The sequence below is a fragment of the Hymenobacter sp. B81 genome (assembly GCF_044628455.1).
Taxonomy (GTDB): Bacteria; Bacteroidota; Bacteroidia; order Cytophagales; family Hymenobacteraceae; genus Solirubrum.
On record NZ_JBIYZW010000002.1, the window covers coordinates 284085 to 306449 of the forward strand.

The following is a 22365-nucleotide window of genomic DNA, read 5'->3' on the forward strand; positions in this document are numbered from 1 at the left end:
TTGGGGGCCGCGCGAAGCCCTTTGGCGGCGGCACTGCGGCGGTTTCTTCGTAATCTGCGCCCCGCAACATGGCCCCTATGGTTCGAAACGCTACTCCGCCCGCTACTCCGCCCAAATCCGCCTCGCTGTTTTCCGCCATCGTGGTGGTGGCGGCGCTGGGCTACTTCGTTGATATCTACGACCTGATTCTGTTCAGCATCGTGCGGGTGGAAAGCCTTAACAGCCTGGGCGTGACCGACGCCGACGCCGTGACCTCGCAGGGCCTGTACCTGATCAACATGCAGATGGGCGGCATGCTGCTCGGCGGCATTCTGTGGGGCATCCTGGGCGACAAGCGCGGGCGGCTGTCGGTACTGTTCGGCTCCATTCTGCTCTATTCCCTAGCCAACATTGCCAACGGGCTGGTGCAAACCGTGGAACAGTACGCCTGGCTGCGGCTGATTGCCGGCATCGGGCTGGCGGGCGAGCTGGGCGCGGGCATCACGCTGGTAGCCGAAACCCTGCCCAAGGAAAAGCGCGGCTACGGCACCATGATCGTGGCCACGGTGGGCGTATCGGGCGCCATGCTGGCGTACTGGATCGGCGCGGAGTTTGGCTGGCGCAACGCCTACTTCATCGGCGGTGGGCTGGGCCTGGCGCTGCTGGCGTTGCGGGTGGGCGTGTACGAGTCGGGCATGTTTGAGCAAACCAAGAAGGCGGAGGTGGAGCGCGGCAACTTCCTGAAGCTGTTCACCGGCCCGCGCCTGCTCAAGTACCTCAAATGCCTGCTCATTGGAGTGCCCCTGTGGTTTGTGGTGGGCATCCTCATCACGCTGGCCCCCGAGTTTGGCCGCGCCCTGGGCGTGCAGGGGCCGGTGTCGGCTGGGCTGGCGGTGTTCTGGTGCTACTTCGGGCTGGTATTTGGTGACTTCGCCAGCGGTCTGCTCAGCCAGTTGCTCAAGAGCCGCAACCGCGCCCTGCAGGTGTTTCTGCTCATGTGCGCCGCGGTGGTGGCGGCCTACCTGTTTGGCCTGCGCGGCGCCTCGCCCACGGCGTTCTACCGGCTGAGCTTCGTGCTGGGCTTCACGGTGGGCTTCTGGGCGCTGTTCGTGACGGTGGCCGCCGAGCAGTTCGGCACCAACCTGCGGGCTACCGTGGCTACCACGGCCCCCAACTTCGCCCGCGGCTCGGTAGTGCTGCTGGTTCCCCTGTTCACCGGCCTTTCGGGGTTGCACGTGGGCGGGCAGCCCCTGGGCATTATCGGCAGCGCGGCCATTCTGGGCGCCGGCTCGTTGCTGGTGGCTTTCTGGGCCGTGAGTACCATGCCCGAGAGCTACGGCAAGGACCTTGATTACGTGGAACCGCTGTAGGCGGGGGAACTGCTGCCCGCCGGCGCACGTACCTTGCCTGTACCTTCTGCTCTACCACTATGCGCTTCGCCCTCAGCTTTTTTGTATTGCTCGCCGGCGCCCTGCTCGCCCACGGGGCCCAGGCCCAGGTGGCCGCTCCCAGCCCCGCCAACCGCCCGGCCGCTACCCCGCCGGCCACGCCCGCCCCGCAGCCCACCGCGGCCGCCCCGCCGGTAGTGCCGCCCCGCGAAGCGCCGCCGCTGAACCCGGCCAAGGCCGAGAAGGCCAATGAGCGCCTGAGCAAGGAGCGCGAAAAGGCCCAGCGAGACGAAGAGCGGGCCAAGCGCCGCGGGCAACCCTAGTAGTTCGTTTTTTTCATTTCCAGCCGGTTTCCGCCCCTACATGGCCGACTCGCCCCACTTCACCCGCCGCTACTACTGGCCCCACCACTTTGTGGCATTTCCGGCCGCTTTGGTGCTCACCCTCTACGCCGGCCGCCGTTATGCCGCCGTGGCCGGTACCGACTCCGACGAGTCTCGGCTGTGGTTTACCCTGGCCGCTGTAGCCGCCACGCTGCTGGTCACCATCATAATCATGCGCCAGCACTACGCCCTCACGCTGCAGGACCGCCTGGCCCGCCTGGAAGTGCGCCAGCGCTACTTTGAGCTGACTCAGCAACGATTTGCTCCGCTTGAGCAGCAGCTCAAGCTCGGCCAGATTTTGTCGCTGCGCTTTGCCTCCGATGCCGAGCTGCCCGCCCTGGCGCAGGCCGCCGCGGCCGAGCAGCTGGCCCCGAACGTCATCCGCCAGCGCATCCAGCAATTCCAGCCCGACCACCTACGAGTCTGAGGGTGCCACGGCGCGGCTGGTCATCCCCCGGTCTGCTCATCAGCGTACGCACCGTTTCCCCAACTCCCTGCCCCATCTTTGCGCCATGATTCTTTACAACGTAACCAGCAGCGTCGACCCGGAGGTGGCCGAGGAATGGCTCGCCTACATGCGCGACGTGCACATGCCGGAAATAATGGCTTCGGGCTATTTCCTGAAAAGCCAGATCTGCCGCCTGCTCAACGAGGAAAACGACGGCTATACCTACGCCACCCAGTACTACTGCGTGAGCCTGGCCCAGCTGGAGGAATATCAGGAAGTGGCCGCCCCCGGCCTGCGCGCCGACCTGGAAACCCGCTTCCCCGGGCAGTACGTGTCGTTCCGCACGGTGCTGGAAGTGCTGGAGTAAAGGCCAAAGCCCGCTTTCAGCTTAGGCAAGGTCCTTCGCTTTGGGTTGACGCCGTTTCCGGGGCGGTTACGCGCGGCCCGCCCCCTTGGCCACGGCGGCCTCCACCGCCGCGTCGCAGGCGTAGGCCCGCAGCTGCTCGGCCGTGAGGTTGCCGTTGTGCCACTCCGGGTCGAGGTTGGCCCCGATTTTCCGGTAGAAGCCGATGGCGGGCTCGTTCCACTCCAGCACCTGCCACTTTAGGCGGTGCACGCCGGTGCGGCGGGCCTCGGCCACTACGGCATCGAACAGCTTCTTGCCGATGCCGGTGCCGCGGGCGGCTTCGGTTACTACCAGGTCTTCGAGGTAGAGCATGCGGCCCTTCCAGGTGGAGTAGGCGGTATAGAACAGCGCAATGCCCAGAATGCCCTGCTCCCGGCTTTCGGCCACGAAGAAGCTGAAGATGGGCGCCGGGCCGAACCCGTCGCGGCGCATGTCTTCCAGGGTGTTGGTTACCTCATCGGGGGCGCGCTCGTAGATGGCCAGTTCCACGATGAGGGCGTGCACGGCGGGGAGGTCGGCTTCGGTGCCGCGGCGGATAATCATGGCGGGGAGGAATTAACAATGAGCAATTGACAATGCGCAACGCCCTTTTAGTCGCAGGGCCGTGCGGCGGGCCGGCGGAAAAAGCAATGAGCAACGACCCGGGGGCCATTGCTCATTGCTGGTTATTCGTTGCGCATCAGGCCTTACATCGAGGGCTGCATCTTTTTGATGGCCTCGGTGGCGTTGACGGCCGACAGCTCCTGCTTGGCCTGTTCGGCGGCTACGGCGGCCGAGTCCTGGCCGGTCGCGGCGGCCGGAATGGCGGGCAGCGGGGCCGCGGTCATGTCGTCTTTCTTCGCGTGGTCGGGGTTGCTGCAGGCCGAAACCGACAGCAGGGCGCCGGCTACCAGGCCGAGCATCAACAGGTTTTTCATTTCAGGAGCTAAGTAAATTCCGGGCAAATCGCAGTTTCGGGGCGCAAGATACACAGGCTTTGGCAGGTGGCATAGGCCCGCACCGGCGCTTACTTCACCAGCTGGTACGGACTCACGCCCATGTTTTGGTACGCAAACGACCACACGTCGGCCCACTCCTGAATTTGCAGGGCGGTGCTTTTGCCTGCGCCGTGGCCGGCATTCACGTCGATGCGGATGAGCTGGGGCCAGGGGCCGCCGTTTTTTTCCTGCAGGGTGGCCGCGAACTTAAACGAGTGCGCGGGCACCACGCGGTCGTCGTGGTCGGCGGTGGTAATCATGGTGGCGGGGTAGCTGGTGCCGGCCTTGAGGGTGTGCAGGGGCGAGAACCGGTAGAGGTTCTGGAACTGCTCGTAGTTGTCGGCGGTGCCGTACTCGGGGGCCCAGTTCCAGCCGATGGTGAACTTCTGGTAGCGTAGCATGTCCATCACGCCCACGGCCGGGAAGGCCACCCGTACCAGGTCGGGCTTCTGGGTCATCACCGCGCCCACCAGCAGGCCGCCGTTGGAGCCGCCGGCCATGGCCAGCTTTTCGGTGGAGGTGTAGCCCTGGATTTTCAGGTACTCGGCCGCGGCAATGAAGTCGTCGAACACGTTCTGCTTGCGGGGCGTCATGCCGGCCTTGTGCCAGGCTTCGCCGTACTCGCCGCCGCCGCGCAGGTTGGGAATGGCCAGGATGCCGCCGTTTTCCAGCCACAGCATGCGTGCCACCGAGAATCCCGGCGTGAGGCTCACGTTGAAGCCGCCGTAGGCGTAGAGATAGGTCGGGTTCTGCCCGTTGAGCTTCAGGCCCTTCTTGTGGGTGATGAACATCGGGATTTTGGTGCCGTCCTTGCTCTGGTAAAACACCTGCGAGGTCACGTAGTCCTGCGGCTTTACGTCGACCTTGGGCGCGCGAAACACCGTGCTCTGGTTGCTAGCCAGGTCGTAGCGGTAGATGGTGGTGGGGTAGGTAAACGAGGTGAACGAGTAGTACACCGTCTTCGAGTCCTTGCGCCCACCGAAGCCCGCGGCCGTGCCCAGCGCGGGCAGGGCCACGTCGTGCAGGGCCTTGCCCTGCTCATCGAACACGCGGATGAGCGAGCTGGCGTCCTTCAGGTACGAGGCCACCAGCTTGCCGCCCACGTGGTCGACGCCTTCGAGCTTGTTTTCGGTTTCGGGCAGCACGTCCTGCCAGCTGGCCTCGGCCGGCTGCCGCGGATCAACGGCCACCACGCGGTAGCGCGGAGCTTTGTGGTTGGTGTAGACCAGCAGCTTGCCGCCCACGCTGCCTACCACGTTCAGGTCCGACTCGTAGGTCGAGCCCAGCATCGTCCACTTGCCGGTTTGCTTGGAGTCTGTCAGGTCGCGCACGGCCAGCTTGTTGCCGTCGGTTTTGCCATCGGTGAGGTAGATGGCCAGAAACCGCTCGTCTTCGGTAACCGAGGCAATGCGGAAGCCCAGGGGCATCTGCTTGTTTTCGTACACCACCTTGTCGGCCGACTGCGGGGTGCCGAGCTGGTGGAAGTACACCTTGTGGTACTCGTTTTTGCCGGCCAGCTTGTTTTGGCCGGCCTTGGGCGCGTCGTAGCCGCTGTAGTAGAAGCCGTTTTTCACCCAGGCCACGCCCGACACCTTCACCCAGCTCAGCTCGTCCTTGAGCGGCTGGCGGGTTTTCAGGTCGAGCACGTGAATGGTCTGCCAGTCGGAGCCGCCCCCCGAGGTGGTGTAGGCCAAGTACTGGTGGTCGTTGGAGAAGTAGGTACCCGACAGCGCCGTGGTGCCGTCGGCCGAGAACTTGTTGGGGTCGAGCAGCACCTGGGCCTGGCCGTCCTGGTCCTGGCGCTGCACGTAGAGCACCGCCTGGTTTTGCAGGCCGTCGTTTTTCTGGTAGTAGAGGTAGTCGCCTTCTTCCTGCGGCACGCCGTAGCGTTCGTAGTTCCACATCTGGGTCAGGCGCTCCTTGATTCGGTCGCGGTAGGGAATCTGCTCCAGGTAGCCGAAGGTGACCTTGTTCTGCGCCGTTACCCAGACCTTAGTTTCGGGCGAATCGGGGTTTTCGAGCCAGCGGTAGGGGTCGGCTACCTTGGTGCCGTGGTAGTCGTCGACCTGGGTGCCTTTGGCGGTTTGGGGGTAGCTGAGGCCGGCAGCCAGCGCCAGCGGGTTTTCGGATTCAATCACGGGTTTCTCGGTTAGCGGCGCCGTGGCAGACAGCTGATTGAGCGGCCGGGTGGGGCCGCAGGCAGCCAGCAACGCCAGCGAAACGCCCAGCAAGGGTCGGGTTGTTTTCATAGCCAGATGAACAGGTGAACCGGGTTAGTACAAGTATACAACCCGGCGGCGGCATTTGTTGGGCCGCGGCGCTTGACAGAGTGCTACTTCGGACTCTTCACCGTGGCCGTCTGCATCTTGCCGACCTTGGGAATTACCTGAATCAGGAAGCGCTTGTTGTCGTCTTCGCGGCGGCCGCTGTAGCGCCCCGTGCCGAAGAAGCCGCTGCCGCCGATGATCAGCTCGATGTTGCGGTCCTGCCCAAAGTTCAGCCCGTTGTTTTTCCACAGGTTGAGCAGGTTCAGGGCCCGGCGGTAGCTGAGCTGGTAGGCAATCTGCTCTTCAATGCGGTTGCGCGGGTCGCCCTGCGGGTAGCGGGCCGCCATGCCCTCCACAATCACGAGGTAGCGCACCGGCAGATCGGTGCGGATGCTGCGCAGGCGCTGCTGCAGCAAGCGGCCGGCCTGTAGCAGGGTTTGCTGGTACTGGCTCTGGATTTCGTCGCGGCCCGCCCGGAACTGCACGTCCACGCGCAGCTCGTACCGCTCGTTCTGGGGGTCGTAGCGGAAGTAGTTGCCCTCGAGCCGGCGCAAGGCCTCGCGGATGCGAGTTATCTGCTCCAGCTCCTCGGCCTTGGCTTTCAGCTCGGTGTTGGCCTTGCGCAGGCCTTCCTCGCGGTCCTTGAACAGCTTGAAGCTGAACACGAACAGCACCAACATGACCACGAACAAGGAGGTCATCAGGTCCACGTAGCTGGGCCAGAAGAAGTCGGAGCGTTGCGGGTCGGCTGAGGGCATGTAGTCTGTTGTCCGTTGTTAGCTATTAGTTGTCAGTCGAAGGGCCAGTGAATGTGAATGCATCAACACGAACTGACAACGCGCAACTGACAACCGACAACTTATTCCTTTACTCCCCCAAACAGCTTGTCCATGCCGCGCTGCCAGCGGTTTTTGGCGGTGGCCTTGCGCAGAATCTGGTTCATCACCGACAGCTCGGCCAGCAGCTTGGCGTCGACCTGGGCGTCGAGCTCAATCTTGCGCAGCAGCTCGCGCTGGGTAGCGGTTACGTCGCGGGTCAGGGCTTCCTGGCTGGCTTTTACGTCGCGCAACGGGTCGAGCTGGCGCATGATGCGTTCGAAGGCGTTGTCTTCGTTGATGCGGCGGAAATACTCGCCCCATTTCTCGTAGGCCAGCTGGGCGTCGCGCTCGTGGTGCTCGAGGCGGCGGCGCATCAGGTCGGTCAGGTGCAGGGAGGCTTCGTCGAAGTACTGCTCCGAGCGGGCGGCCAGGTTGCTCATCTCCTGCTGGTGGCGCTGGAAGAAGTCGAGCTGCCGCTGAATCAGGTTGTCGTGCTGGCCGATGTACTGGCCTAGGTTGTTGATGCCGCGCTCGAAGCCGGTGAGGCGGTCCAGGATGCTGCCCACCGCCCGGCCCGACTCGGCGCCCTTGTCGAGCATCTGGTTGAGCTGCTGCTGGTAGTGGGTAAACTGCCCGAAAAGCTCGGCCGACTGGCTTACCTTCTCAAATACGGCCAGGTTGGCCTGGGCCATCTTGTCGAAGCCCACTTCCTCCAGCTTCACCAAAAAGTCGCGCTGCACGCGGATGTTCTCGGTAATGGTGTTCAGGATAGGCTCGAACAAGGTAACCTTGCCCACAAAATCCTGATTGAACGCGTCGAGCACGCCTTTCAGGGTCGACAGGCTGTTGGCCATGTCGTTGTGCAGGATGGGCAGCAGCCGGGCCTGCAGGAAGGTGAAGTACTGGTTCTGGCGCTGGTCGCGCTGGGCGCGGGCGTGGCGCAGCACCGAGTTGCCGAACAGGGTCAGCATCAAACCCATAAACGAGCCCGTCATGGCAATGAGCACGCCGATGAGGAAGGGCGTCAGCGCGTCGTCGTCGGTTACGCCCTGCCGGGCCAAGCTTACCAAACCCAGGATTACGCCCAGAAAAGTGCCCAGCAGCCCCAGGTAGAGCGGCGTGGCCACGTTGGCCTGGGCGCTGAACTCGGGGCCCTGGGCCTGCCGGATGGCAATGTCCTTAAGGATGCCGAAGTCGGCCGCCGCGCCCTTGTTGTGGCGCAGGTAGTCGTTGGTGTCGCGCACCAGCTCGCGGAAGTCGTCGGAGGCCTGGTCGTAGCGGATGATGTCGACGGGAAACGCGTCGGCGGGCGCGTCGGCGGCGTAATCGGCCATATCGCGTCCGTCGGGCGTCACCAGGCGGTGCTCCACGCGCAGCTGCTCTTTGGGCGGGTACACCTCGGCCAGCCGGTTGGCCTGGCTGCGGGTGCGCAGAAACGCCCGCACCTGCAGCGCCACGATGACGGCAATGACGACCAGTTCAAGGATGATTTCGAGCATGGGGTAAAGCTAGGTAGTATGGGTACGCAATACCCATTCATCGGGTAAGAAACCACCGTAGGGCCACGCCACCCGACTACCGAGCCGGCGGCCGCAACCTTTCTCCCGAATCCGGCGGCGCTGATATACCTGCATTCGTTGCAGGTAATGGCGGCGGCGCTTTTCTAGGTCCTGAATGGCACCCACCAGTCCCGAGTCGTCTGGAGGCCACTGGGGTGCAGGATCATTTGGCGAGGGAATGCCGAAGTAAGCTTTATAAAACTCCACCATTTCAGGCAGGTACCGCTTTATCGATTGTTTCTGCTGTTGCTGAAGTAGCCAATGGCAGCTTAGCAGCGCCGACCGAAACGCGCTCAACCGCCAAGCTAAGGGCAAATCAGCCCGTTGGGCGCGGTTGAGGTAGTTGCGGTAGCTCATTCAAACTGAATGGCTGCTGCGGTAGCCTCCGACAGCAGGTAAGGGTGGGGTCGTAATCTGAGTTAGGCAGTCTGGACGCTCAGCCAATAAATGGGTACAAGGCTTATCAAGCACCTCGATAAGCTTTATCAAGGTGCTTGACAAGCTTACTTCGTCACTCCGTTAAGCATACCCAATGTGACGGAGTCTTTGCTCGGGCCGACTACTCGAACCGGATGGCGGCCTTCTGCTCGATCTGCCAGGTGCTGCCCACTTTGCGCAGCTGCCCCGGCTCGTCGGTCACGATGCGGCCCACGGCGCCGGTGGGCGGCTCGTAGCGGCAGGCTTCGCGCAGCGAGTACTGGGCGCTCTGAATGGCGTAGGCGTGCACCGCCGGGTTGGGATTGATGCGGAACGAGGCCACGTCGGGCCGCTGGGGGTCGGGCGTGATTTCGTAGATGCTGTCGTGCTGGGCCGTGGTGTGCAGGTCGTAGTCGGAGAAGCCCCCGTTGACGGGCACCTTCACGTAGAAGTGACCCACCGGCATGGGCTCGGGCACGTGCACAGCGGGCGCGGGCGGCGGGGGCGGCACCGGCAGCGGCGTCGTGTCGGGCAGCTGTACCGGCGGCACCAGGCTGTCGAACTCGTCGCGGGGCGCCGAGGCGGGCGAGCCGGCCGGTACGGGCACGGCTACCGGCACCTCGGGCATGGGCGGTGCGGGCGCGGCGGTTACGGGCGGGGCTGGTTTAGGCTGCGGCGCCGGGGCGCCGGGGCGGGCTTGGGCAGCGGCTTTGCCTTGCTGGGCCGACTCGCGGCGCGGGCCGGGTTGCTCCACCAGGGGCAGGGCGGGCTCGGTCGAAGCCGTGGGGCGGCCGTGGGGCTGGAGCTCGGCCAGGCGCTGCTGTACCAGGTGCTCGACCAGCTCCTCGATCTGGCGGCGCTGGGTAAAGGAAATTTCCTTGGTGCTGTCGTTGGGCGTCATTGTACTGGCAAACCCACCCGATTTGATGGACTCCAGCTCGTTGCGGTGCCGCGACGACCGGTCGCGCAGCTCGCTGATGTAGCTGCGCAGCACCCGCCGCTCCAGAAACCACAGCACCAAACTCAGCAGGGAGAGAATCAGCGCGATGGGACCGAACAGGCGCGTCATGGGGCTTTCGGCCGAGGCGCGCACCGGCGTCACGGCCGCGTCTTCGCCCGCGACGTCGTCGGCCAGCAGCGGCTCGGCGCCGCCGGCCGCCAGCGTGGTATCGAAGTTCTCGGCCTGGCCCGCGGCGTCTACCTGCCCAATATCGTCGGTGATGGGCGTGCCCTGGTTGATGTAAGCGGCAAACGACTGCTGCAGGCGCTGCACCTGCGCCATGCGGGCGGGGTCTTTGCGCCGCGCCGGCGAGGCTTCCAGCGTCCGCACAATTTCCGTAGTGAGCTTGGTCAGCCGCGACTGGTCGTTGCCGAGGCCCTTGTACATCACGCCCTTACCCTCCAGGGGCTGGTACAGGCGCGAGTACACCCGCTGGCTGTCGACCCGAACGCTGGCCTCGAAGTCGCGGAGCGTGCCGCCGCAGTTGAGCGAGCTATTCAGGTTGGAGCGGCCGTTGTCGTTGTACACGAAGCGGGCCGTGGCGCACCAGATCTGCACCTTTTTCTCTTCCAGCGTGGGCTGACCGGGAGCAGTCTGGGCGTAGGTTACGGCTGAGGCGGAAAGCAGCAGGCCCGTCAGCAGGGCGGTGAGGCGGAAGGAAATCCTCATGCGGAAGAAGTCAGAGTTTGAATTAGCGACCAGCGCGAATAGCAACAAAGCGTGCAGAGTCTGTCAAGTTAGAGCTAAGCCCTTGGTGACGCAGCTTCCGAAGGCATGTTTGCCAGTCGAACGGCCCTTGTACTAGTTGATGTGCATCAGCGGAATGGTCTCCAGGATGAACGGGCACTAAGTAGTATTGACGGTCCGCTAGATACTGTTCAGCCTCGGTCAAAACCAAGGTACCGGTTTCGGCTACGAGCACCGAATCATGGTAGAACACGGCCGTAACGTAGTCCGGCAGGATTGGCTCCGTCAGTCCGAACTGCTCGTCATCGAAATACAAATGCACGTTGCTCCAGTTTGATTCGCCAAGCATGGGGCCATTACCGACTGCATAATAGCGGCCCATAAGGTGCTCTGTATCCTGTTCGTCACCCCAAAAGCAAGCAGACAGGCCCAGCAATGGTAGTAGTAAAAGCAGCTTTGGCCTCATAGACATGCAGGTAGCGTGCCCGTGGCGCTAAACTATGTAACTCGCGTGCCAGAACGACCAGACGGCGCGGGGCACGCGAGCTACATAGTTCGCGCTACTACCCGTTCAGCAGCTCCCGGCTCAGGTTGTACAAGGCCTGCTTGAGCGGCAGGAAGAATAGCGTTTCGGGCAGGGTTTCCTCGGCGCCGAGCAGGCGCTCCATCTGGTGCAGCCCCAGGTTCAGGCTGTCCTCGATTTCGCGCTGCATGAACTCCAGCACACGGGCCCGGTCGATGTCCACACCGACTTCGCGCATGAGCGGGGCCACGTCGTCGTTGGTCAGCACCAGCTCCAGGAAAGTGCGCATGTTCGTCAGCACCGACTGGCGCAGGTCGGCGTCTACCTGCTTGGCTTTCAGGCGCAGCAGGCCGATGTCGCTCATTTCGGTGCTGCCCAGCATGCGCACCGCCTTGATGCTGTCCACGTCGGGGGCCGACTGGCTTTCCTCGAACAGCACGCCGCCGTTGGTGGTGGCTTCCTTGGGGTTGTCGGCCAGAATCACGCGAAAGTTGTGCGGCGGCTCCTGCCCCGTCACGGCCTTCATGATGGCCTTGGTGATTTTCTCGATGGCGCCCATGTTGCTGCCGCCGGCCAGCAGACGCAAATACAGGCTGCCTTTGCCCGAGAAGCACAGGTAGCGCGGCAGCTTCAGGCCGAGGTGCTCGGTGAGCTGGGCCGTGTGGTAGATGATGCTGGTGTAGTGCAGGTAAAACAGCACCCTGAGTTGCCGGCCCTTGCCCAAAGCAAGGCTCTGCGAGAAGCGTAGGGCGTCGTCGTACAGGAACAGCAGCGAGGTCACGTCGGCCGAGCCGAAGTCGTTATTGGCCAGCGCGGCGCGCAGGTAACCCTTGTACTCCTGGTTCTGCTCCGAGTCGGGCAGGCTTTCCACGTGCTGCACGCCCAGGCGCAGCAGGCCGTTCTGCTTGGGCGCACCCTGCACGCGGGCATAGCCGTCACCCCACAAGTCGTTGCCGGCAAAGCGGAACGAGGTGCTGTAGGCGGGGCGCGAGTCAGCAAACAGCAGCAGGTCGGTGGTGCCGCCGCCGATGTCGATGTTCACCACGTTCTCGTCGCGCGAGGGCACTACCTGGTTGGTGGCCGTGAGGTAGTAGTACGGCGCCACCGACTCGGTGAGGGTGAGGGTTTCGCGGCGCGAGCGGAACACCTGTTGGAAGGCATCGTCCCACTTGCTCTTGAACTGGTTGCGCAAGAAGGCGTCGAAGCTCAAGGGCGCAAACCACACCACGCGGGTGTCTTCCATGATGCCGCCGTTCAGGGCCGCCTTGTGCTTGAGCAGCAGCATCACCTCGCGGAAAAACACCTCGATGCGCGTTACCCCACCCGGGTCCAGCTCGGCCGACCATTTCAGGTTGGTTACGAAGCGGTTTTGGGGCAGCTCGGCCGAGGTTTCGGTGTTGATGCTGAAGCCGATGTTGATGTTGCCCAGCACCCGGGCCGGTTCGTTGGTAAACGTGCTCGTCTCGCACACCGCGGTACGAATCGGAAAAGCATACGCCGCGCCGCCTTCGCCGATGAAGGAGGGAACGAACTCGCGGTTTTGCAGGGCGGCAATGTCGTTGTGCAGCTGCTGGGCGCCCTGGCGGTAGCGCTGCGCGCCGGAGAGGCCCATATCGGGCAGCGGGGCGTGCAGCCACACCACCTGCTGATCCAGCTCGGCAATGGTGAACGGACGCGGGTGGCTGCTGGGGCCGTCGGAGTAGGCAATGTGGGTGTTGGTGGTGCCGAAGTCCACGGCAAAGGTGAAGCGGCGGGTACCGCGGTCCAGTTCGCGCCAGCGCGGAATGAGCAGGCCGCGGGCCGGGGCTTGGCCGGGACCGGCCGGACACACCAGCTCGGCTACGTCGAAGTGGGTGCCGGTTACCTCATAGTAAGTGCTGCCGGCCGTGGCGAGGCTCTTGCGGGTGCGCTCGTAGCGGGTGGCCCGGCGGGCGGCGCCCTGGTCGGTGAGCCGCTCACCACCCACGTAGAACTCCACGCTGTACTGCTTCTGCAGCTGCGCGGGGCCGTTGTCGGCGTCTACCAGCATCACCTTGTACAGGTCGTTGTACTCGGGCTGCTGGCGCATTTTGTAGAACGGGAACACGCCCAATCCCACCTGAGCCCGCACGATGCGACCCTTCTCGGGGATTTCGCGGCCCATTTCATCCTTCGGGTTCTGCGGGTTGGTGTAGTAGCTGCGCTCCAGCGTAATGAAGCGCCCCTGCTGCACCGGCACCCGCAAACTCACGCGCACGTGGTTCAGGTCGATGGTGAAGTGCAGCAGCTCGGCCAGGTCGTGCTCGGTGAAGTACTCGAAGAAGGCCGGCTGCAGGGGCAGCAGGTACGGGAACCGCGCCCGGCCCTGCGCATCGGCGCCGTACTGGAACGTAACGCGGCCGGTGTGGAAACGCTCGGCGTTCAGCTCGTAGGGCAGCTCCACCAGCGAATCGGCCAGCAAGTCGCCCACCGTGAGGTAGGGGTACTTGAAGCCTTTGCCGGGCAGCACGCGGCTGCTCATCGGCTGCTCGTCCATGTAGGGCACGGGGGTCCGGTCGTCCCAGGGCTGGCCGTTCAGGTAGTTTACGCCGCCCATGGCCAGGTTGGGGCGCAGCACCAGCGGCCGTACCTGGCCGGGCGCCAGCTCCCGCGTGGGCTGAATGAACAGGTCGGAGGAAACCACCGCCGTTTGGTCGGCGCGGCCCGGCAGCGGAATACCGCGCACGTAGGCCGGGTTGCCCTGCGCATCGGCCAGGGTGGGGAAGCGCGTGGCGAAGAGCTGCGCGTTCCGGTCGCCGGTCAGCTGCATCTGGCTGATGCGGTTGCGGTCGAGCACGGCAAACACGCGGCTGGCGAAGTTGCGGTTCTGCAGCTGCGGGTAGGTCAGGAACAGCTCGTACACGAAGTCCTGGAACTGCGGGTCGCGCTGCTCCAGGCCCACGTACTGCTGGTCAAAATACCGCCCGCCAGCGCGGGGCCGCTCGATGTCGAGCACCGGCACGGCCGGGGCGGTGTAGAACAAGGTCAGCGGCGAGGTGCCGCCCAGCAGACGCGGCCCGCCCGGCAGCCCCGGCGACTCGTAGAACACCATGTACAGGTCGGGGGTCTCGCGGAACTGCTCGTCCTGCCAGTACAGCCGCAACGTCTCGCCCAGCAGGCGGGTGTTCGGGTCCTGCTGCATGCGGTTCAGCTCCGTCTCGGCGTTCCAGCGGCGCAGCGTGAGGCGGCGGCCGGCCTGGCTGTAGAGGTGGTAGTTGTAGAGCAGCTCTAGCAAATCCCAGTAGTGCGACACCAGCTCGTGGTACACCGAATTGGGGTTGCGGTTGCCCTCGCGCGCCACGAAATCAAAGGCGGTTTCGAAAAGGTGCATCCGCGCAAACGGCGTGGGAATGGACACCGCCAGATTGCGCGCCCGGCCGCCCGTGGGGTCGGTAATGGTGTTGATTTCGGTGCTCGTGAGCGGACCGGTCTGTTGCCAGCCCTGGATTTGCTGCGAGCCGCTGGTATGCAGGCGAAGGACTTTGGGCATATGCAGTCCCACGGTTGAAACCGTGGGCTATTGGGGTTCAAAGAATCAGATTACTGCCCGGCCAAGGTGGCCAGGACTTCCATTTCTCGCCAGTAGTCTTGCTGGCGGTGGTGTGCTTCCTGATTGCGGATGTAGTTGCGCACCCGCTCTACATGGGTTGGACTAACCGAAAATGCGCCATAGCCCGTCTGCCAACCGAAAGTATCGACACCCACCAAGCCTAGTTCATTTACCCAGTGGGCGCTGCTGCCTTTCAGCTGATGCACGATCTGGTCGAGGCGGTCGGTTGTTTTCAAGGAAAGCAGGCAATGAACATGATCGGCCACGCCGTTGATGAAGTCCAGATGAATGTCGTTGCCCCGAGCAGTGCCGCGCATGAAATCATACAGTGGCATCTTAAGCGAAGGGGAAATCCATGGGTGTCGGTTCTTGGTCGCCCAAGTCACATGTACCCACAACGACTTGAACACATGACTCATCTACCAGTAGCTGACAGTAGCTGAATGACTTTCCGGCTTATTTGCCCACGGTTTCAACCGTGGGTCGTCGGGCTTACACCACCTTCACCTTCTCGCGGAAGGCTTCATCCGTTACGCCGTACATCAGCGTGATGAGCTTGCGGAAGCTGTCGTCGTCGGGCACTTTCTTCTCCTGGGTGTTCAGCGCATCCAGCAGGTAGTTGCGGCTGATACCCTTGTTGAAGAAGCCCGTTTCCACCGGCCTGCCGTTGATCATCATGTTGAAGTCGTCGGTGGCGAGGTTGAAGGGGCGGAAGGCGCGGCGGTTCTGACTTAGCTCGCCGAGCCAGGCATCCACGCCGAAGTCGGGGTTGTGCAGAAACTGGTCGAGCTGCTTGAACACGGGCTCGTTTTTCAGCGCGTACTGCAGGTTCAGGTTCTTGGCGTAGGGCGCGTCGTCGGTGGGCAGGTGCTGCTTGTGGTACTTGGTGAAATACAGCAGCTGCGTCAGGTGCTGGGCTACCTGCTCCTTGGTTTCGGTGGGCAGGTGCTGAAACTGCACCTCGGCCGTGTCGCCTTCCAGACCATACTCGTGGAACAGCGGCCCCTGGCCGTTGCGCAAGTCCAGGCTGGAGTAGTGCATGAAGTCCACGATGCTCAGCGCGGCCAGCAGCTCCACGATGTGGGCCTTGTTGCGCTGGCCCACGCCGCCGGGCTGGTTGTCGTAGGGCGTGTCGGGCGTGTCGGCCAGGTAGTAGAGCGCGTCGAGGCCCTGCAGGTGGTTTTCGTAGTAGCCCAGGGCCGCTTTGGTCTTCGTCAGGAAGTTGTTCGAGTCGATAACCTGCTGGTCCTCGCTCTGGAGCGCGAAGTAGGGCATCACCGTGACGGCGCCGGTGAGGGCGTCGCGCAGGTAGCGGGCGTTCGAGAGGCGGGTGTTGGGGTCCTTCAGGTTCTTGAGCAGCAGCGGGAAGCCGGCCGCGCCGGTACCGCCGAAAATGCTCGACACGAAGAACACCCGGTCGTCCTGCTGGAAGTTGTCGGCGAAGAAGCGCATCTCGGGCGACTCGGCCAGCTTGTTCAGCACGATGGAGCCCACGTTGGGTGAGCCGCGGAAACCGATGGTGAGCGGGCTTTCCAGGTTGTCGGTGGTGAACAGCGACTCCACCAGCGCCTTCGACTCCACGGGCAGCGAGTTGTAGCCCAGGTAGTCGCGGAAGCTCCGGTTGATGCCGCCGAAGTCGAACACGAAGGTGTCTTTCACCGAGCCGTTCACGTCCTGGCTGATGGAGGAGAGCGTGCTGATGTCGGTTTTGAAGAAGCCCTCCTCGCGCGGCCCAAGGCGCTTGTAGATCTGCTGGTAGGTTTGCAGCAGCTGCACGGTGCGGTTCATGTCCGCGTTGTGCGCGTCCGGGTCGATGATGATGGGCACCACCTGCTGGCAGTTGGGCAACTCAATGCCCGAGGCCAGCAGCATCGTGAGCGAGCGGACCACCCGCGAGCCGGTGCCGCCGATGCCAAAAAGAAAGAGTTTAGCCATGTTGAGGAGGTAGTGAGTAGTTGGTAGTTGGTATTAGGACAGCAGTCGAACAAGGTCCGTGTGACGGGCATTCAGTCCAACTACCTAATACCAACTACCCAATACCTAAAAAGGAGTCGTGCTGGCGTTGACCGACAGCTTGCGGAAAATCAGGGAGAACAGGAAGAAGAACAGCGCCGCGTAGATGGCATTGAGCAAGGCCAGCCAGTAGATGTAGGAGTGCGACTCCACGTTCTGCCCGTTGGCCTGGGCTATAACGATGATGAAGGCAATGATGGCATTCAGCACCAGCAAAATCGACCAGTGCCGGGGCCGGCTGAAGGTGGCCACCCGCATCCAGCGGTTGATAACCAGGTAGAACAGCACCAGCAGCGCCAGCGTGACGCCCAGGTTGAGCAGGCCGATGTTGGGGAAGATGACCTCGCGGTACACCGGCGTTTCCGACGGGGGCTGGGGCAGGCCAATGACTTCGTAGAGGGCGCGAAAGAAGCCTTTCATATTCAGGGCTTAGGAACTTAGGGTTTAGGGCTTAGACCGCGCAGGCGAATCGGCCCAGAGGAGGAGAGTCACGTGGGAAAGAGGGAACCTAAGACCTGAGCCCTAAGTCCCGAAAGCCTAATCCGGCTGCACCGACAGCGGTACGCGCAGCACGTCGGCAGCATTCGTGCCAGACTGCCGCCCGCTCATCAGGCGCTGCAGGCCGTCGAGCTGGCGGTTGAGGGCGAAGGTGTAGGGGCCGGGCTTGCTGTCGTTGGTGGTCGACCACTGCTGCACCCAGGCAGGGCGGGCGGCGGGCAGGGCCAGCGTCAGGTTCTGCTGGCTGCGGGGCTTGGCCGTCACGCGCACGGTAACGAAGTGAGTGAAAGCGGCTTCGGGCCCGCCGCTGCGGCGGGTGGCGTCGGTGGCGGCTTCTACCCTGGCCACTTTGGCCGTGGTGGTGTTGCCGCGCAAAGCCAGGTTTTTCTGCAGGTACTGCGGGTTCTGAAACAGCTCGGGTACCTGCTGCAGGTCGAGGCCCACCACAAATTCTGCTGGCTCTTCGGCCGAAGCTTCTTCAATGGCCACGGCGTGGCCGCCGGCACCGGCCTGCTTGCCGGCATCGGCCACAAACCAGGTACCGCGGCGCTTAAACCGGCTCAGCACCGAGCTGGGCACCTCGGCGGCGGCCAGTCCGAAGTGGGCCTGCTCGCCCCCCAAGTCCTTCATCAGCGTGGCATCGAACTGCCCGACCAGCGCGGCCGGGCCCAGCACCCACATGTAGTAAGGAATAGGCTGCGGGCAGCAGCCGGCCACCTTGCCCTTCACGGCCGGGTAATAGGTGCCGCGGAAATCGGATTGGAAACCGTACACCGACACGGCCAGATCGGGGCGGCTGCGGGCCAGCGCGTCGGCAATGTCGGTGTTGATGTAGGGCACGTCGCCGGGGTTCTGGGGCGAGTAAATGAAGTCGGAGATAATGACGCTCACGGCGTCGTCGGCGAGGTAGCGGCTGGCCACCGTGTCGAGAATAGCCGGAATGCTGGTGCTGGTGGCGGGCTGCCGAATGCCGCGCCGCACGGTTTCGCTCAGGGCGCGGTACGAATCGGCCACGGGGCGGTCGGCAATGCGGAAGTAGCGGCGCTGCTCTACCCGCCCGTCGCGCTCCAGGCCCGACAGCCACTCCGACACGCGCTGCTGGAACTGCGTGGTCTGGGCCGCGGCGCCAGCGGCGGGCATGAAGCCCTGCATGGAGCCCGACACTTCCAGAAACACGTTGACCCGGGCAAAGCGCGCCTCGCCGGCGGGTGGCCGGGTGGCCGGGGCCGGAGGCGTTGCACGGGCGGTTGGTTTTTCGGCGGGCGAAGTCGCGGGCGCGGTGGTTTGGGCCGCGGTACCGTCGGCGTCGGCTTTCAGGTCGTCGCGCGAGTAGCAGCCGGTCAGCAGCAGCGCGGCGGCCGGCAAAACTTTATATAAGAAGAGGGAAGAAGAGCGCATCGGGCCGAACATACGCACCGCCGGTTGGACGGTGCAAGTGCAACTACTGCCCCGGGCCGCGGCGGGTTGTGGGGCTGAACGACCAAATGAGGCGAAAATTTTGCTTTGGCCCCCGGGCGGCCGCCCCGCTGCCCACCCCCCGACGTGAACCATCCGGGTGGGGCCGGCGTTTCTGCCCTCGTCAAAAGATTATACAACAACCTCTTATCAAGCAAGACCCGGGGCTCCCATCCCGCGTAAATCCCTTCTCCACCCGACCCCGCCTCCCCATGATGTACACCGTGAGTGATTTTGTGTGCGTGCAGCACGATTGGACCATCGGCCTGCTGCGCCACCGCTGGAACGGCGTCGAGCGTTTTGCCGGCCTCAGCCTGTTTCAGAGCGTGCACGAATCCCTGCTCGACATGGCCCGGCGCCAACAGGCCAGCAGCTGGCTCATTGAGCTGGGCGCCGCGCCGCTGGCCGTCGAAGACCAGCTGTGGCTGGAAAACACCTGGCTGCCCGAGCTGGCCCGCACCGCCGTGCGCCGCCTGGCCATCGTGGCCGACGACGCCTACAACCTGATGGTGCTCGAGGAGCTGCTCACGGCCCAGCACCCCGGCACCCAGCGCCACGTGCAGCTGTTTTCCGACGCCCCCACCGCCCTGGAGTGGCTTACCCAATCGTCGGACCGCGCCCTGGACCTGCAGCGCGAGTGGGAATGCGGCACGCACCCGATAGCCGCCTGACCGTCTAATTATTAATTAATAATTATGAATTAATAATTAACCGCTGGTGGTGTAGTCGATTTCGGTGTTGTCGCCGATGTTAAGGCTGTGGTTGAGGCCGCGAAACGAGGCGTCGGAGCCCACAATGCAGTCGTGCATTACGGCCGAGCGCAGCTCGGAGTACGAGCCGATGATGCTGTTGCGCAGGATGCTGTCCTGCACGATGGTTCGCTCGCCAATGGCCACGTTGGGCCCGATGATGCTGTTGCTGATGGCGCAGTCGCGGCCAATGCTGACGGGCGGAATGATGACGGTGTTGGGAAAGTCGTAGGGCTCGGCCGGGTGCATAAACTCGGGCCGGTTCAGCAGGCGGGCGTTGGCCTCCAGCAGGGTGTCCTTGCGGCCACAGTCAAACCAGCCCTCCACCGACCAGATGCTCATTTCGGCCCCTTGCTCAATCATGACCATCAGCGCGTCGGTGAGGTAAAACTCGTTGTGGGTGCGGCGGTCTTCCTCGATGATGCGCTCCAGGGCCGAAGCCAGCCAGGCCGGGTTTTCGATGCGGTACAAGCCCACCAGGGCGTAGTTCGACTTGGGAATGCGCGGCTTCTCCACCGCCTTCACCACGCGCCCGCCCGCGCCCAGCTCCACCACCCCAAACGATGAGGGCGTCTTCACTTCCTTCACGGCCAGCACCGTGCCCGCGGCGTCGATGAGCTGACGCAAATCCACGTCCACGATGGTGTCGCCCAGCTGAATAAGCACCGGGCCCGGCTCGTGGCGGAACAGCTCGCGGGCCAGCCACAGCGCGTGGCCGATGCCCTCGCGCGGCTCCTGCACCACAAACTCGGTGCGCAGTTCGGGGTAGCGCAGGCGCACGTACCGCTCGATCTTGTCGCCCAGGTAGCCCACGATGAACACGAAGTCGTGAATGCCGGCCGCCAGCAACCGGTCGATGATGTGCCCCAGGATGGGCGTACCGGCCACCGGCACCAGCGACTTGGGCTGGGTGTGGGTGTGCGGCCGCAGGCGCGAACCAATGCCGGCCACCGGGATAATAGCTTTCATATGCAGGCGAGCAACAACTTAGGTGAGCCCGCAAAATAGGCAATTCGGTTTGGGCGCGGCCGCTTACAACCGCCCTGCGGGTAATTCGTACTTTGCAGCAGACCGGCCAGCTCAACGGCAGCCGCCCCGCCTCCCCACCGCTGCCAAGCGGTCCGGGGGTCCTCCGGCCGGGCTGGCGACCCGCCACTCCCTACCTTGCTTCTCTCACCCCCACTTCTACCCTTCTTCTCAATGACCAACTCCCCCGCTCTCCCCGCTGTAAAACGCCTGCTGCTGTACGTCGTGGGCATGGTGGTTCTGCTCTCGCAGTCGTCGTGCGGCTACAACACCATGGTCGAGCTCGACCAGAAGGTGAAGTCGCAGTGGGCCAACGTGCAGAACTCCTACCAGCGCCGCTCCGACCTGATTCCCAACCTGGTGAACACCGTGAAGGGCGCCGCCAACTTCGAGAAGTCGACCCTGACTCAGGTGATTGAGGCCCGCGCCAAAGCTACCAGCGTGCAGCTCTCGGGCGACCAGCTCACCCCCGAAAACCTGAAGCGCTTTCAGGAAGCCCAGTCGCAGATCAGCTCGGGCCTGGGTCGCCTGCTGGCCGTGTCGGAAAACTACCCCGACCTGAAAGCCAACGCCAACTTCCAGGAGCTGCAGGCCCAGATTGAGGGCACCGAGAACCGCATCAACGTGGAGCGCCAGAAGTTCAACGACGCGACCAACGAGTACAACACCTACGTGCGCTCCTTCCCCAACAACCTGTTCGCGGGCATCTTCGGCTTCCAGCAGAAGCCCTACTTCGAAGCCGACGCCAGCGCCCAGAAGGCCCCGACCGTCAACTTCGAGTAATCTGGCATTGTCAGGTATCAGGTGGTAGTTACTGGTTGTCGGTTCTGGAGCTGTCCGGACCTAACAACCAGCAACTACCAACTGACAACTACTAACGGCCAACTACTTTCCACCCTATGAATTCACCGCTTACGGCCCAGCAGGAGCAGCTGCTGGTGGAAGCCATCCGGCAAGCCGAGCTGGCCACGTCCGGCGAAATCCGGGTGCACCTGGAGGAAGAGTGTCCCACGCCCGAGCCCATCGACCGCGCCGCGCAGGTATTCAGCCAGCTGGGCATGCACCGCACGGCCCAGCGCAACGGCGTGCTGTTCTACGTGGCCTGGTCGACGCGGCAGTTTGCCGTGGTGGGCGACGCGGGCATCAACGCGGCCGTGTCGGACGACTTCTGGGAGCGTACCAAGGAGCTGGTGCTCGACCACTTCCGCCGCCAGGACTACGTGCGCGGCCTGCAGCAGGGCATTCAGCTGGCCGGCGAACAGCTGCGCCGGTACTTTCCCTACGACGCCAAAACCGACCAGAACGAGCTGGACGACACCATTTCCTACGGCGACGCCAAACCGCCGCGCGTATGAATCACCTGACCTCCTGCCTGCCCCCCCTGCGGCGGCACCTGGCCCTGCTGCTGGCCTGCTGGCTGCTGCTCACGGGCTCCGTCCTGGCCCAGAACACGCCCCCGCGCCCCTCCCCGCCCCGCCTCGTCAACGACCTGGCCGGCATGTTCGCGCCCGACGAGGTGGCGGCCCTGGAGCGCAAGCTGGTGGCCTACAACGACAGCACCTCCTCGCAGCTGGCCGTGGTAACCGTGCCCAACCTGGGCGGCGACGAAATCAATAATTACTCCCAGCGCCTGTTTGAAACCTGGGGCATCGGGCAGGCCGGCAAAAACAACGGCCTGCTGATCTTGGTGGCCAAGGAGGAGCGCAAGGTTACCATTCACACCGGCTACGGCCTCGAGGGTGCCATTCCCGACGCGCTGGCCAAGCGCATCATCACCAACAACATCGTGCCCGCTTTCAAGGCCGGCCAGTACTACCAGGGCGTCAACGACGCCGTGGACCGCCTGGTGGCGCTGGCCGCCGGCGAGTATGAGGCCGAGCCCAAGGCCCAGGGCACCTACGGCGAAGGCGGGGGCAGCAGCAGCGGCTGGCTGTTCTGGGTGGTGATTGGGGTGCTGGTGCTGTTCTTTTTCCTGAACCGCGGGGGTGGCAAAGGCGGGGGCGGCCGGCGCAACCGCGGCTTCGGCGGCGGGTTCTTCCCGCCCATTATCCTGGGTGGGGGCGGCTTCGGCGGCGGAGGCGGTGGTTTCGGCGGCGGCTTTGGTGGTGGAGGTGGCGGCTTCGGGGGCTTCGGCGGCGGCTCGTCCGGCGGCGGCGGCGCCTCGGGTAGCTGGTAATGCGGCCTAAAAAACGCGGAGTGTCGGT

General features: G+C 63.9%; 22 protein-coding genes. 8 read left to right on the forward strand and 14 right to left on the reverse strand.

The genetic code is table 11. From position 1 onward, the window contains the following. Positions 1 to 77: 77 nt before the first annotated feature. The 4 genes from ACE191_RS12305 to ACE191_RS12320 all read left to right on the forward strand — a co-directional run bounded on the left by ACE191_RS12305 (position 78) and on the right by ACE191_RS12320 (position 2565). On the forward strand, positions 78 to 1349 hold the full coding sequence (locus ACE191_RS12305) for an MFS transporter (RefSeq protein WP_400192526.1): 1272 nt from the start codon (positions 78 to 80) through the stop codon (positions 1347 to 1349). 59 nt (positions 1350 to 1408) lie between these two features. Beyond that, positions 1409 to 1690 (forward strand): hypothetical protein, encoded by a 282-nt coding sequence (locus tag ACE191_RS12310; protein ID WP_400192527.1) that lies wholly within the window; start codon positions 1409 to 1411, stop codon positions 1688 to 1690. Positions 1691 to 1730: 40 nt separating this feature from the next. Beyond that, positions 1731 to 2177, forward strand: a complete 447-nt coding sequence (locus ACE191_RS12315) for a DUF6526 family protein (RefSeq protein WP_400192528.1) — start codon at positions 1731 to 1733, stop codon at positions 2175 to 2177. 85 nt (positions 2178 to 2262) lie between these two features. Next, positions 2263 to 2565 (forward strand): DUF4286 family protein, encoded by a 303-nt coding sequence (locus tag ACE191_RS12320; protein ID WP_400192529.1) that lies wholly within the window; start codon positions 2263 to 2265, stop codon positions 2563 to 2565. Positions 2566 to 2631: 66 nt separating this feature from the next. On the opposite strand, the gene ACE191_RS12325 is transcribed toward ACE191_RS12320, so the two are convergent. From ACE191_RS12325 to ACE191_RS12385, 13 genes are all read right to left on the reverse strand, one after another. Further along, positions 2632 to 3147 (reverse strand): GNAT family N-acetyltransferase, encoded by a 516-nt coding sequence (locus ACE191_RS12325; protein ID WP_400192530.1) that lies wholly within the window; start codon positions 3145 to 3147, stop codon positions 2632 to 2634. 143 nt (positions 3148 to 3290) lie between these two features. After that, positions 3291 to 3521 carry a hypothetical protein gene (locus ACE191_RS12330; protein WP_400192531.1) on the reverse strand — a complete coding sequence of 77 codons (231 nt, stop codon included), beginning with the start codon at positions 3519 to 3521 and terminating at the stop codon, positions 3291 to 3293. An 89-nt stretch (positions 3522 to 3610) separates the two neighbouring features. Next, positions 3611 to 5830 (reverse strand): prolyl oligopeptidase family protein, encoded by a 2220-nt coding sequence (locus ACE191_RS12335; RefSeq protein ID WP_400192532.1) that lies wholly within the window; start codon positions 5828 to 5830, stop codon positions 3611 to 3613. Positions 5831 to 5913: 83 nt separating this feature from the next. Beyond that, positions 5914 to 6606, reverse strand: a complete 693-nt coding sequence (locus ACE191_RS12340; RefSeq protein WP_400192533.1) for a hypothetical protein — start codon at positions 6604 to 6606, stop codon at positions 5914 to 5916. A gap of 101 nt (positions 6607 to 6707) precedes the next feature. Then, positions 6708 to 8165: a hypothetical protein gene (locus ACE191_RS12345; protein WP_400192534.1), complete on the reverse strand. Its 1458-nt coding sequence runs from the start codon at positions 8163 to 8165 to the stop codon at positions 6708 to 6710. A 9-nt stretch (positions 8166 to 8174) separates the two neighbouring features. Beyond that, positions 8175 to 8582 carry a hypothetical protein gene (locus ACE191_RS12350; RefSeq protein ID WP_400192535.1) on the reverse strand — a complete coding sequence of 136 codons (408 nt, stop codon included), beginning with the start codon at positions 8580 to 8582 and terminating at the stop codon, positions 8175 to 8177. A 202-nt stretch (positions 8583 to 8784) separates the two neighbouring features. Then, positions 8785 to 10311, reverse strand: a complete 1527-nt coding sequence (locus tag ACE191_RS12355) for a hypothetical protein (protein WP_400192536.1) — start codon at positions 10309 to 10311, stop codon at positions 8785 to 8787. A gap of 22 nt (positions 10312 to 10333) precedes the next feature. Next, positions 10334 to 10765 carry a hypothetical protein gene (locus ACE191_RS12360; RefSeq protein ID WP_400192537.1) on the reverse strand — a complete coding sequence of 144 codons (432 nt, stop codon included), beginning with the start codon at positions 10763 to 10765 and terminating at the stop codon, positions 10334 to 10336. A 127-nt stretch (positions 10766 to 10892) separates the two neighbouring features. After that, positions 10893 to 14360, reverse strand: a complete 3468-nt coding sequence (locus ACE191_RS12365) for a hypothetical protein (RefSeq protein WP_400192538.1) — start codon at positions 14358 to 14360, stop codon at positions 10893 to 10895. Positions 14361 to 14410: 50 nt separating this feature from the next. After that, the gene (locus ACE191_RS12370) at positions 14411 to 14839 is read right to left on the reverse strand and encodes a transposase (protein ID WP_400192539.1); all 429 of its coding nucleotides are present in this window, start codon (positions 14837 to 14839) and stop codon (positions 14411 to 14413) included. Between the two features lie 73 nt (positions 14840 to 14912). Further along, positions 14913 to 16355, reverse strand: a complete 1443-nt coding sequence (locus tag ACE191_RS12375; protein ID WP_400192540.1) for a hypothetical protein — start codon at positions 16353 to 16355, stop codon at positions 14913 to 14915. A 105-nt stretch (positions 16356 to 16460) separates the two neighbouring features. Further along, positions 16461 to 16853, reverse strand: a complete 393-nt coding sequence (locus ACE191_RS12380; RefSeq protein WP_400192541.1) for a hypothetical protein — start codon at positions 16851 to 16853, stop codon at positions 16461 to 16463. 117 nt (positions 16854 to 16970) lie between these two features. Then, positions 16971 to 18329, reverse strand: a complete 1359-nt coding sequence (locus ACE191_RS12385; protein ID WP_400192542.1) for a hypothetical protein — start codon at positions 18327 to 18329, stop codon at positions 16971 to 16973. Between the two features lie 269 nt (positions 18330 to 18598). Between ACE191_RS12385 and ACE191_RS12390 the strand changes: the two genes are divergently transcribed. Next, positions 18599 to 19057 carry a hypothetical protein gene (locus ACE191_RS12390; RefSeq protein ID WP_400192543.1) on the forward strand — a complete coding sequence of 153 codons (459 nt, stop codon included), beginning with the start codon at positions 18599 to 18601 and terminating at the stop codon, positions 19055 to 19057. Between the two features lie 36 nt (positions 19058 to 19093). Here the strand turns inward: ACE191_RS12390 and ACE191_RS12395 are convergent, their stop codons facing one another. Further along, positions 19094 to 20104, reverse strand: coding sequence for a sugar phosphate nucleotidyltransferase (locus ACE191_RS12395; protein WP_400192544.1), 1011 nt, complete (start codon positions 20102 to 20104; stop codon positions 19094 to 19096). Positions 20105 to 20335: 231 nt separating this feature from the next. On the opposite strand from ACE191_RS12395, the gene ACE191_RS12400 reads away from it, so the two are divergent. The 3 genes from ACE191_RS12400 to ACE191_RS12410 all read left to right on the forward strand — a co-directional run bounded on the left by ACE191_RS12400 (position 20336) and on the right by ACE191_RS12410 (position 22337). Next, entirely contained in the window at positions 20336 to 20944 is a 609-nt protein-coding gene (locus ACE191_RS12400) for a LemA family protein (RefSeq protein WP_400192545.1), read from the forward strand. Positions 20945 to 21060: 116 nt separating this feature from the next. Continuing rightward, entirely contained in the window at positions 21061 to 21516 is a 456-nt protein-coding gene (locus ACE191_RS12405; RefSeq protein ID WP_400192546.1) for a TPM domain-containing protein, read from the forward strand. Continuing rightward, positions 21513 to 22337, forward strand: coding sequence for a TPM domain-containing protein (locus tag ACE191_RS12410; protein ID WP_400192547.1), 825 nt, complete (start codon positions 21513 to 21515; stop codon positions 22335 to 22337). The genes ACE191_RS12405 and ACE191_RS12410 overlap by 4 nt, the downstream gene beginning before the upstream one ends. Positions 22338 to 22365 lie beyond the last annotated feature (28 nt).

What these genes read in the sequence shown, in the direction of transcription:
- ACE191_RS12400 (WP_400192545.1), top strand. Translation starts at nt 20,336, where the DNA reads ATGACCAACTCCCCCGCTCTCCCCGCTGTAAAACGCCTGCTGCTGTAC.
- ACE191_RS12355 (WP_400192536.1), bottom strand. Translation starts at nt 10,311, where the DNA reads ATGAGGATTTCCTTCCGCCTCACCGCCCTGCTGACGGGCCTGCTGCTT.
- ACE191_RS12330 (WP_400192531.1), bottom strand. Translation starts at nt 3,521, where the DNA reads ATGAAAAACCTGTTGATGCTCGGCCTGGTAGCCGGCGCCCTGCTGTCG.
- ACE191_RS12375 (WP_400192540.1), bottom strand. Translation starts at nt 16,355, where the DNA reads ATGGCTAAACTCTTTCTTTTTGGCATCGGCGGCACCGGCTCGCGGGTG.
- ACE191_RS12365 (WP_400192538.1), bottom strand. Translation starts at nt 14,360, where the DNA reads ATGCCCAAAGTCCTTCGCCTGCATACCAGCGGCTCGCAGCAAATCCAG.
- ACE191_RS12325 (WP_400192530.1), bottom strand. Translation starts at nt 3,147, where the DNA reads ATGATTATCCGCCGCGGCACCGAAGCCGACCTCCCCGCCGTGCACGCC.
- ACE191_RS12345 (WP_400192534.1), bottom strand. Translation starts at nt 8,165, where the DNA reads ATGCTCGAAATCATCCTTGAACTGGTCGTCATTGCCGTCATCGTGGCG.
- ACE191_RS12320 (WP_400192529.1), top strand. Translation starts at nt 2,263, where the DNA reads ATGATTCTTTACAACGTAACCAGCAGCGTCGACCCGGAGGTGGCCGAG.
- ACE191_RS12315 (WP_400192528.1), top strand. Translation starts at nt 1,731, where the DNA reads ATGGCCGACTCGCCCCACTTCACCCGCCGCTACTACTGGCCCCACCAC.
- ACE191_RS12385 (WP_400192542.1), bottom strand. Translation starts at nt 18,329, where the DNA reads ATGCGCTCTTCTTCCCTCTTCTTATATAAAGTTTTGCCGGCCGCCGCG.
- ACE191_RS12310 (WP_400192527.1), top strand. Translation starts at nt 1,409, where the DNA reads ATGCGCTTCGCCCTCAGCTTTTTTGTATTGCTCGCCGGCGCCCTGCTC.
- ACE191_RS12340 (WP_400192533.1), bottom strand. Translation starts at nt 6,606, where the DNA reads ATGCCCTCAGCCGACCCGCAACGCTCCGACTTCTTCTGGCCCAGCTAC.
- ACE191_RS12335 (WP_400192532.1), bottom strand. Translation starts at nt 5,830, where the DNA reads ATGAAAACAACCCGACCCTTGCTGGGCGTTTCGCTGGCGTTGCTGGCT.
- ACE191_RS12405 (WP_400192546.1), top strand. Translation starts at nt 21,061, where the DNA reads ATGAATTCACCGCTTACGGCCCAGCAGGAGCAGCTGCTGGTGGAAGCC.
- ACE191_RS12395 (WP_400192544.1), bottom strand. Translation starts at nt 20,104, where the DNA reads ATGAAAGCTATTATCCCGGTGGCCGGCATTGGTTCGCGCCTGCGGCCG.
- ACE191_RS12370 (WP_400192539.1), bottom strand. Translation starts at nt 14,839, where the DNA reads ATGAGTCATGTGTTCAAGTCGTTGTGGGTACATGTGACTTGGGCGACC.
- ACE191_RS12390 (WP_400192543.1), top strand. Translation starts at nt 18,599, where the DNA reads ATGATGTACACCGTGAGTGATTTTGTGTGCGTGCAGCACGATTGGACC.
- ACE191_RS12350 (WP_400192535.1), bottom strand. Translation starts at nt 8,582, where the DNA reads ATGAGCTACCGCAACTACCTCAACCGCGCCCAACGGGCTGATTTGCCC.
- ACE191_RS12305 (WP_400192526.1), top strand. Translation starts at nt 78, where the DNA reads ATGGTTCGAAACGCTACTCCGCCCGCTACTCCGCCCAAATCCGCCTCG.
- ACE191_RS12380 (WP_400192541.1), bottom strand. Translation starts at nt 16,853, where the DNA reads ATGAAAGGCTTCTTTCGCGCCCTCTACGAAGTCATTGGCCTGCCCCAG.
- ACE191_RS12410 (WP_400192547.1), top strand. Translation starts at nt 21,513, where the DNA reads ATGAATCACCTGACCTCCTGCCTGCCCCCCCTGCGGCGGCACCTGGCC.